The organism is Streptomyces sp. NPDC048275 (assembly GCF_040652275.1).
Lineage (GTDB): Bacteria > Actinomycetota > Actinomycetes > Streptomycetales > Streptomycetaceae > Streptomyces.
In genome coordinates this window covers 1-9,553 of the sequence record NZ_JBEZLR010000179.1, presented here as the reverse complement: position 1 = coordinate 9,553, position 9,553 = coordinate 1, and the positions used below count along the sequence as shown (strand labels likewise).

Below are 9,553 nucleotides of genomic sequence, written 5' to 3'. Positions count from 1 at the left end.
TTACAGACAATGTAAATTTAAATTATTGATTTAAAGTAAGGCATTAAATAATTAAATACTTTTAGGAGTTAAATTAGGAATTAAATTAGGATTAAATTAGGATTAAATTAGGATTAAATATACTTTTTAGGAGTTAAATAAGGATTAAATACTTTTTAGGAGTGACCAATATGTACACGTTAAAAGAAATACGAAGAGAAGAAGCTGCACAAAACCCAGAAGCTTTTTTAATTGAAAGTCTTATTGGTAAAGTACGTGCTTATCGCATCTTTTTTGGTATATCTCAACGTGAACTATCTAGGATATCAGGAGTCACACAAAATATTATTTCTCGGATGGAAAATGGTTTAATTACACCACACATACAAACGATTTTTAAGCTTCTGAATGCTCTAGATTTAGACATTGAAATAAATGTCCAGCCACGTACGAACGAAAGGGATGAATTAAATTTAGATAAGCAAGAAATGAAATTATATAAAACTGGGATCAACAAGATATCTCTTGATGATGAAGAATCATTAGACAACGAAAAAAATTAATTAATTAATTAAATAAAAAAAGCATTAACAGATGTTCGTAAAACAAAAGTTATACGAACATCTAACTTAATGCTTTTTTTGTTGCTTGCAGCTAAAAGACATGTTTCTTTTTTTAAGCAACTTCAAGATATTAAATCTATAAATCTATTAAATCTAAGTCTACTGGAATAATTTTAAGTTACTTAAAATATAAATTAAAAAGTAACTTAAAGAGGTGATCATATGAATAAAAGTGTCTGCGAACATTGTGATAGTAGTATTAATTTGACAATTATTTATGTTGATGAAATACCGGTGACGTATTGTAAAACCTGTAAAGTATCTTTATTTAGTAAGAAAAGATCTGTAGGACGTCCAAGTATAGGGATAACAAAAAAGGTCTCTCTAACACTTACAAAAGATGATTGGGAGCAATTTGATGCAAAGGCGAAGCATAATCGTTCATTTTTTTTACGCAAAATAATTGTAAAATCTTTGAATGAAGAAGATCCAGGCGAAAATAGGTAACTTTATATAAATAAATTAAGTAACTTTATAAATCAAGTCACCATCCTCGGCATCATCCAGCTGTAATTCTTTATGAATTTCCTTCAGCAATATGCCAATGCTGTATCTGATACTTAGAAACTTCGAAAATAGCATCACCACGTGTCGCCCACCCCCTTTAGCAATGCAATAAAAAAGAGGGATGGCAATCTCCTTTCTATCACTCGCGACGATTCTTCTTCCCTCTGAGAACGTCGCTTTTTCTTTTTTTCCAAAATAAAAAGAGCAGCATTTGCTACTCTTTTTATGTCTCGATATATTTACGGTCCCATGAAAGTGAAAGGTTGGCTATATTTCCAATCTCTTAATTCAAACCCGAAAGTATTTGTTATAACTCCATTTGCTCTTACTCTACATACATACTTTGATTCTTTCTCTGCAGTAATATCTTTAAGAACAATATTTGAAATAGCTATACCACCCTCTCTTTCATAACTCACTTGAGGAGATACATCAGTAATTTCCGCTCTATCATCACCACATTGTTTCATTTTTATATAAGGATATGTAGTCAAATAAGCTTTAGCTGTAGAGTCTATTAATTTTTTAGGTATTTTATATTCTCTCCATTCATGCCAACACGAAGAAGAAGCTCTAGCAGTTAAAGATTTAGATTCTTCTAATCCCATTTCTTTAACTGCAGTTTCACGGTCAACATTAGCCCATTCCATATAATCTGAAATAACTTGTTCCTCTGAAACAACAGTATAAGGAAGTTCCCCAAGATCCTCTACACTGATATCAATAGCACCTTCATCACTTTCTAATTCTTGTGCAAAAACCGATGTATCTGTATTACCTAAAATTAAAAAACAAATCATAAATGTAAATAAAAATACTATTTTTTTTACCACAAAAACCCTCCTATGTAATATATTCACATATAAGGATACACCAACTTCCATTAAAATGGAAGCTTGAAGTAAAAGTTAATATAATAAAAACTTCAACCAAATATAAATCAAATAAAGTGCAGTTAATAAAATATTTAATTTTATTAAATTAGCAGCTGTTTTTTTACTAATAATATCAACTTTTAAAACTATTAGTATAAAAAGACCAAACAAAATCAAATAAATTAAAGCCCATATTAAAAAATCCATTCCATAACCCCGTTTCTATAAATTTCATTTAATTCCAATAAACTACATAGCGTTACTTCTTAGAATATAATTATTTAACCCAACATGCCAATAGGCTATTACAAAATGTTGGAATTAGAACACACATTTGAAACTAACTGAGGAACTTATTGAATACCCTAGTTAAAAAACTAAAAAGAGTGGCGTTCGCTACTCCTTTGATCTTTCTTCCATTCGGTTTAACATTTCATTTCGCAACAAAGCAATATAGTCTTGTTCTTCTGGTGACCGCAGATAGATACGATTGTAGTGACTGTAGGTTTCCAGTAATTCTATATTAACCATTTCGCTTGGAGATTTCCGTTCTTTTTCCATGATCAGCCCTCACTTTTAATCACGTAATTATTTAATTCAACATGCCAATAGGCTATCACATCAATAGCACCATTTGCTACTTCGTCATTATCCTCATCAAGTAACTTTTTATTTGTCTTTTAAACAATCGTTTTATGTTCATTTTAGGAAAGAACCAATTAATAGCTTTTATAGCTATAAAATGTCCTTGTTATTGTACATAAAACCGTCTATACTGATTTTATATAATTAGTATGGAAATAAAGACAAATGGAGGATGTTCATGGCAAATAGAATGATTGGCTATTGCCGAGTAAGCACGGATGAACAAAATTTAGAGCTACAAGAGGACTCACTAGCTCGCTACGCTGCCGAAAAGGACTTAGAGCTAGTTTTATATACAGAAAAGGTTACGAGCCGTAAAAACGACCGTATAGAGCTTCAAAATGCAATGAAGGCTGCTACAAGTGGTGATGTATTTGTCGTTTACAAATTAGATCGGCTAGCTAGATCAACAAAAGAGCTTTACCAGTTGACTGATGAGCTTCAAAAGAAAGGTGTGCAATTTGTTAGTATCAACGATCAACTTGATACAACTACACCGACAGGAAAGGCTATGTTCGGAATGTTAGCTGTTTTTGCAGAGTTTGAGAGGGATGTCATTCAACAACGTACTAAAGCAGGTCTAGAAGCCGCTAGAAAGCGCGGAAAACTATCGGGAAGACCTAAAGTAAGCGATAAAGTAAAACGTAAAGTACGAGTATTATTTACAGCTGGAGAAAGTGCTGGTGATATTGCAAAAGAATGTGATATAGCTCGTAGCACCGTTTATAAAATTTTAAACGAAGAAAATTAGACTGTCGTTTTTTGCGAATTAGTTTGAAATGCGAGAAACATAGATTTAGAATTAAGACCAAGATATAGAAAAAAGAGAATAAAAAAAGAGCACTCACAGCAGTCTCCGGCAAGAGATAAAAAGTTGTAGGTGCGCTCTAATTTTATTTGGTTTGTGTTGCAGTTAGTTAAAGTATAAGATTTTTGGCGGTTTTATACAATAACTAAAACCATGAGACGTACATTTATTTATTCTTGGCGGAATAAATAATGGTGCTGCTTTTCTATATATAAAACTAACTCTCAGCCTTTTATAGCAACAAAGTTAGCCCTTTATATATGCTAAAACATAGCACCGTCTATGGTTATCTTAAACGAACTGTGACCACATTTCAAGTATTGAAAAAGAAGTAATGACACGAGTATTGTTGTTTTTTCTGCAATATTTTTATCATATTTCAAGAGCGCATCTTCACTTACTGCTTGTAAGTATGGTGCGCTATTTTTATTCTCTCTAACAACAACAGAGAGAAGGAATACAAATGACACTATTAATTGATGCAGTTATAACAAAACCAAATTTCGATGACATCCCCAATAAATTAAAAGAGATTCCACAGTGGGTTGTTTGGAATAGCCGAAAGCGTGAAAAGAAAGATGGAGGTTATTACTTATCCAAAGAGCCAGTAAGCATTAATAATGATTTCGGTTTTAAGTGGGATAACGAAAATAATCTATACACCTTCCAAGAAGTGCAAACGGCTTATAACAATGGTAACTTCAACGGAATAGGCTTCGTACTATTCCCAAAAGATAAATTAGTATGTATAGACATTGATGATTTGGAAAATGTAAATGATTTACCCCCTGAATTACACAATCTAACACTTCATTCATACGTTGAAAAGTCACCTAGCGGGAATGGTTTACATTTATGGATTGAAGGAGAGAAACCAGGGTGGGTCGGCACCAAACAAAATGGAATTGAATTTTTTGGTGGTCAAACAAAGTTCATTACTGTTACTGGAGACAAATTCAACAACGCTGCAATTATGACTAATCAAAAATTGATCAATATGATTGCAGAACGATATTTTGAAAAACCTCAAAATAAAAATGTACGACCAATAGGAAACCACAATACATTAAACGATAGTGAATTATTAGCCAAAATGTTTACATCAAAAAAAGGCATGGTCATTAAAAATCTTTGGGATGGAAATATAGAGAACCATAACAACGATGATTCCAGTGCAGATATGGCACTTGCTAACCATTTAGCTTATTGGACTAATGGTGATTTCACACGTATTCACAACCTGATGTGGCAATCAGCGTTAGCAAGAGATAAATGGGCAAAGCACCCTACTTATCTTGCAATGACAATCGAAAAGGCGGTAGCTAGCACTACAAATGTTGCACCTATTGTCCCTACACAAACAACAGAGATACAGGAAAAAACAGTTGCACTAGAACCTGTTGATTCAAATAACAAAAAGTCATGGTGGATAGAAAATGCAAATGGAACAAAATCATTAAAGCACAAAATTCTCGCAGAAGAAGTTGTGAAAGATTTTTTCATAGTGCGCTATCCAACTGCACACAGTGACTTATATTATTACAACAAGAAAAAAGGTATTTATGAGCAAGACACTTCAGGCAGACAAATAAACGCTATAATTCGCAGTAAAGACGATTTATCACGTTCACAGGTGAAAGAGGTTCATGAATACTTAGCTGACATGTCACCAGTAGTTAATACTATTGCTCAAGATTATATAGCTGTGGAGAATGGTTTATTAAATCTCTTTACTTTTGAATTGGAACCTTTTAATCCTAGTGTTTTTTTAACTAGAAAAATCCCTACTGCATACAATCCTTATGCTCACAATGAATTTGTACAAAACACATTGAATAAGGTAACTGAAAATCATGAACCTAGCATCCGCAATATAGAAGAAATGTTTGCTTGTGTCATGTATCCAGAAATATTAGTACCGAAGATGTTTTACTTATATGGACGCACTGCACACAACGGGAAATCATCTGTTCTAAATATGGTTCATGAAACATTCGATAACAAAGGTGGCAACATCTCTGCTGTATCTCCACAAAGGTTAGCCACAAACAATTTTGCTGGATCTTCAATGTACGGTAAATTAGCAAACATTGTAGACGATCAGCCAGACCAAATAATTCAAGACAGCGGATTACTAAAGACAATTATTACTGGTGGTCGCATTGAAATTGAACGAAAAGGAAAAGACAGTGAAACTGTAAAAATGTCTACTGTTTGTATCACTGCAAGTAATTTTTATCCCAATTTCCGAGAAAGTGGGAATCAATTGAACAGAAGGTTACATATCATCCCATTCGAGCATAATTTTTCGAACGATCCGGATTGCATTTCTGATAAAGAAACAATGGAAATACTGAAAAGTCAAAGTGCTAGGGAATATGTTTTAAAATTAGCGGTTACAGCATTAAAACGTATGTTATCATCTGAAAATATTGCTCAAGATAACTTAACAATAAATGAGAAATCAATTGAAGCAGCAAAATCCTTTGCAGAATACAGCGATCCACTAGCTGATTATTTCTTTGAATTCGACAAAGATTATTTTGAAAGCCATGCTGGCAGTCGAGTCCTTCAAGATTATGAAAACTGGTGTAAAGATAATAGAGTCGCATATCCACTTGGTACAAAACGATTCAAAGAAGCTGTTTGTAACCAATACGATATGGAATGGAAAACCAAAAAAATAAAAATAAATGGTCAATGGAAGCCAGTAAAAGGTTTTAAAGCAAAGTAAAATAAAAATGGTAACCAAAACGGTAACCAAAATGGTAACCAAAATAGTAACCATCTAAACGCTTACTCTCTCAAGGGATAAGCGTTTTTTTGTGCGTTTTTTTAAAAATAAACAGTAACCACATGAGTAACCACAGTGTAGGCTAGAGCCACAAGGGTTCACACCTTTTTTTCTTCAAAAGGTTACTAGGTTACCGTTTTTTTTCAGTTATTAAATTTAGGTGCGTTAACAAAGTCCTAATACTTTAGTAATAGGTATATTGTACGTATACCGAAAATTAATCAGAATAAAAAAAACAGTAACCAGTAACCAAAACACGTATTAACCTTAGTTAGAGTAAGGTTTGTGATGGTTACCGCAAGTTACTGTATGGTAACCAAAAACACGAAATCCCTTGTACCTGTAAGGTTTATGATGGTTACTACTTTTTGTCTCACCAGTGATAAAACAGTAACCACTCAGCCCCCACTGTGGATTCTTTGTGTATGCAAAAAACACTTATGGCATATTAACAAACCATAAGTGTTTTGAAATTCAATTCCATTTGAGTTCATTTAAGTAGCTTTCTAATTTAACTCGTTCAATCTGTTTCAAATCAAGGGGATTCACCATAAAGTAGCTCTCTTTGCCAACCTTGAAGGAAAAAGTGTTCATGTCCTTTAAAGTTCGTATTCTACGCCAAGTGAAGCAACTAAACGGCACAAGAATTTGTTCTCCGTGTGACGCAGCTTCTCCCATTAAATCCAACAGGTAGTAATGAAGATAATTAGATAGCGATTTGCTTAGTATAGTGGGTTGCATACGTTCTGGATTGTGAAACAAGTATTTACGAGGGTCTTTTTCTTGATAATCGGTTGGATATAATTTGGCCATTTTTACCCCCTGTATCGGAATCTGTATGGATTATATTGAAAATTCCATTTCAGATTTTCTATATATTGTTGAAGCTGCTTTATTTCGGATTCTTCAAGTTCTGATTCAGGCAACATAAGATAACTTTTTGGACCAACCTTAAATGAAAAATAGTTTTTATCTTTTAAATAAACGATTCTTTTTCCTGATAAGCATTCAATGGGGATAATTATTTGGTTTTTATGAGTTGCTAATGATTCCATTTGTTCAAGAGCTGAAGCATAAAGAAAATTTGAAAATGAATCACTTATGTGTGCTGGTGTTGCGATACTTGTGAACAGATATAAAAAAGCTCGTGGATCTCTTGTCCGATAATCGTGTGGATACAATTTTTTCATTTTTTCATTTTTCCTTTTTAAATTTTTTTAAAAAAGATAACGTCGATTTTTTTTGAAAAACGTCGTTAAGAAATTTTGTTTTTTCAGTTCGAAAATTTATTAGGGATTTAGCGTAATTAAGAAATTTTCTTTCAAAAAGTTGCGACGGTAAAAAGGTTTGTCCGGCGCAGAAATTAAAAACATAATAATGATATTTATCAATATAATACACGTCAACGTTATTACCTTAATATGGAATATTTATTGAAAGGGATTTATTTGTTTTCTAAGGCTTCTTTAATTCGTATTTCATGTCTGTTTAGGTATCTTCTATGTTCATATTCTAAATGTGAAATGTCACTTTCTTGAATTGCTTTGGGAACGTATCCACCTTTGTCGAAAAGCAAATTTTCAATTAAAAGTGATTGTGTTTTCAAAGTGGAATATTCATCGAACTCTTTTTTTTGATAGGTTTCTTCTTTTTTGATTCGAGCGAGTTTAAGTAGTCTGTATAACTGAACAAATGAGTATTTTACTAATTCATCATAAGGAAGGAATAGTTTGTTTAGGTCAGTATCATCGTACTTCTCAAGACGAGGATTTCTAGTTTTAATTTTTTCCATATTTCTTTCCGGATTTAATGGAGCACCACAAGTAGAACATTTTATATTTTCTTCAGAGTTTAAATTCAATGAGTAACAATAAACACATAATTTTTCCATACTAACGAACCTCCTTTATTGGGACTCAATTTCGAGTAATTCACTTATGCTTTCCAGCTGTAAGGCTTCACATATTTTCTCTAAATGTTCAATCGACAATCGATCAACATAACCTCGACATAGGTTAGAAATAGCATTTGGTCTTACATCTGCTAATTCAGCTAATTGGGATTGAGTCATGTTACGAGCAATTAACAGTTCTTTTAATTTAATTTTTATTTTTTTCATTGGATATACCCTTTCTTTCCTCTGTCGTTATTCTATATTTCATTATATCGTTTTAGTGTTATTATTAAAACCCCGTTTGACTATATAACGCATAAGCGATAAAATGTTAATTAAGATAAGAGGAAGGGGTTTTAATAATGAAATTTGCTTTAGTATCTTTTGTATTTAATGGCGGTTTATATTTTGAGCGACAAGTTTTATTTAAAACTAATGTAGAAGAGTTGGTATGGGGAGATGTTGTTGTAGTAAAAGGCAAAAAGAAAAGAAAAAAATTAGGTATCTTTGTGAAATACATCGAAGAAAATCAATACCCTGAAAAAGAACCAGGAGTGTTGTTAAAAAAGGCCGAAACAAATGCCCTTAAGAAAACTATGAAAAAACGAATTGGGTTGTTTGAAGATGTACAAGTGTCTGATTCCATTTGTAGAAGGTACCGTGAAAGATTTAAAGGTAACGAGGTTTTGAATGATGAAGATGTAAGGGTGAAAATCATTCGTAACTTAAGCGTGGCAGCTTGCAGAATCTCAATACAAAATAAAGGGAGAAATATAAAGCGTTTTTATTACGGGAGCATGATGATTGTCTTAAGAGGTAATGAGGTAATAGATATTAAACAACATGATAACAAAATCATATGGATTCGCCCTACATCACTTAAAGAGTTAGCAGAGCAAGAAATAGAAGAAAAAAAAGCTACCGGTGCAACGGCAGCTATTAAGAAAAAAATATAAAACTACTGTAATTTTAACTGTTATGATGAAAATAGGAAAGTGGTAGGTTGTGAGACGATTCGAAATACAGTTTTGTGATACATATGTCATCTCGATTCTTCTTACGCTCTGTTGATATTAAATCTTAACAGTGAAAAGGACGGTTATATTATGCATATGGGGATAGGTGCAGCAAACAAGTATTATTATTGCAGTGGGTGCAAAAAATTTCATGGATTTGATTCAGAGGGGCATGGTTCTGTTAATAGAAAATTGTGTTTCTATTGAGGTAAGATTCAAAAACAAAAAACAAAAATCATAGGTAATGATCAGACTGGTAGAAGTCAAATTTGCCCTGAGTGTTCAAATAAATATGGTCTTTATTAAAAATGAGCGAGTAATTGATAAAAGTTAATACAAACATAATAAAAGAGCCTTCTCATAGGCTCTTTTATTATGTTTAAAGGTGAAATATAATTCACCCAGAATAATA

9 protein-coding genes are annotated in these 9,553 nt (G+C 32.5%); 4 read left to right on the top strand and 5 right to left on the bottom strand.

Annotation, left to right across the window (positions count from 1 at the left end):
- Positions 1-170: 170 nt before the first annotated feature.
- Complete coding sequence (locus tag AB0D57_RS46400) at positions 171-542, top strand: helix-turn-helix transcriptional regulator (RefSeq protein WP_362088557.1); 372 nt, start codon at positions 171-173, stop codon at positions 540-542.
- 806 nt (positions 543-1,348) lie between these two features.
- Here AB0D57_RS46400 and AB0D57_RS46395 read toward each other — a convergent pair.
- Complete coding sequence (locus AB0D57_RS46395) at positions 1,349-1,993, bottom strand: hypothetical protein (RefSeq protein ID WP_362088556.1); 645 nt, start codon at positions 1,991-1,993, stop codon at positions 1,349-1,351.
- A gap of 814 nt (positions 1,994-2,807) precedes the next feature.
- On the opposite strand from AB0D57_RS46395, the gene AB0D57_RS46390 reads away from it, so the two are divergent.
- Together AB0D57_RS46390 and AB0D57_RS46385 are read left to right on the top strand one after the other, a co-directional pair.
- Positions 2,808-3,380: a recombinase family protein gene (locus tag AB0D57_RS46390; protein WP_362088555.1), complete on the top strand. Its 573-nt coding sequence runs from the start codon at positions 2,808-2,810 to the stop codon at positions 3,378-3,380.
- Between the two features lie 520 nt (positions 3,381-3,900).
- Positions 3,901-6,171, top strand: coding sequence for a phage/plasmid primase, P4 family (locus tag AB0D57_RS46385; protein WP_362088554.1), 2,271 nt, complete (start codon positions 3,901-3,903; stop codon positions 6,169-6,171).
- Between the two features lie 534 nt (positions 6,172-6,705).
- Here the strand turns inward: AB0D57_RS46385 and AB0D57_RS46380 are convergent.
- The 4 genes from AB0D57_RS46380 to AB0D57_RS46365 all read right to left on the bottom strand — a co-directional run bounded on the left by AB0D57_RS46380 (position 6,706) and on the right by AB0D57_RS46365 (position 8,350).
- Complete coding sequence (locus AB0D57_RS46380; protein ID WP_362088553.1) at positions 6,706-7,044, bottom strand: hypothetical protein; 339 nt, start codon at positions 7,042-7,044, stop codon at positions 6,706-6,708.
- 2 nt (positions 7,045-7,046) lie between these two features.
- The gene (locus AB0D57_RS46375) at positions 7,047-7,421 is read right to left on the bottom strand and encodes a hypothetical protein (protein ID WP_362088552.1); all 375 of its coding nucleotides are present in this window, start codon (positions 7,419-7,421) and stop codon (positions 7,047-7,049) included.
- 254 nt (positions 7,422-7,675) lie between these two features.
- A complete protein-coding gene (locus AB0D57_RS46370) occupies positions 7,676-8,122 on the bottom strand; it encodes a hypothetical protein (RefSeq protein ID WP_362088551.1) in 447 nt (148 codons plus the stop codon).
- A gap of 15 nt (positions 8,123-8,137) precedes the next feature.
- On the bottom strand, positions 8,138-8,350 hold the full coding sequence (locus AB0D57_RS46365; RefSeq protein ID WP_362088550.1) for a helix-turn-helix transcriptional regulator: 213 nt from the start codon (positions 8,348-8,350) through the stop codon (positions 8,138-8,140).
- A gap of 137 nt (positions 8,351-8,487) precedes the next feature.
- Between AB0D57_RS46365 and AB0D57_RS46360 the strand changes: the two genes are divergently transcribed.
- Positions 8,488-9,081, top strand: a complete 594-nt coding sequence (locus tag AB0D57_RS46360) for a hypothetical protein (protein ID WP_362088549.1) — start codon at positions 8,488-8,490, stop codon at positions 9,079-9,081.
- Positions 9,082-9,553 lie beyond the last annotated feature (472 nt).

What these genes read in the sequence shown, in the direction of transcription:
- AB0D57_RS46375 (WP_362088552.1), bottom strand. Translation starts at nt 7,421, where the DNA reads ATGAAAAAATTGTATCCACACGATTATCGGACAAGAGATCCACGAGCT.
- AB0D57_RS46385 (WP_362088554.1), top strand. Translation starts at nt 3,901, where the DNA reads ATGACACTATTAATTGATGCAGTTATAACAAAACCAAATTTCGATGAC.
- AB0D57_RS46370 (WP_362088551.1), bottom strand. Translation starts at nt 8,122, where the DNA reads ATGGAAAAATTATGTGTTTATTGTTACTCATTGAATTTAAACTCTGAA.
- AB0D57_RS46395 (WP_362088556.1), bottom strand. Translation starts at nt 1,993, where the DNA reads ATGGAAGTTGGTGTATCCTTATATGTGAATATATTACATAGGAGGGTT.
- AB0D57_RS46365 (WP_362088550.1), bottom strand. Translation starts at nt 8,350, where the DNA reads ATGAAAAAAATAAAAATTAAATTAAAAGAACTGTTAATTGCTCGTAAC.
- AB0D57_RS46400 (WP_362088557.1), top strand. Translation starts at nt 171, where the DNA reads ATGTACACGTTAAAAGAAATACGAAGAGAAGAAGCTGCACAAAACCCA.
- AB0D57_RS46380 (WP_362088553.1), bottom strand. Translation starts at nt 7,044, where the DNA reads ATGGCCAAATTATATCCAACCGATTATCAAGAAAAAGACCCTCGTAAA.
- AB0D57_RS46390 (WP_362088555.1), top strand. Translation starts at nt 2,808, where the DNA reads ATGGCAAATAGAATGATTGGCTATTGCCGAGTAAGCACGGATGAACAA.
- AB0D57_RS46360 (WP_362088549.1), top strand. Translation starts at nt 8,488, where the DNA reads ATGAAATTTGCTTTAGTATCTTTTGTATTTAATGGCGGTTTATATTTT.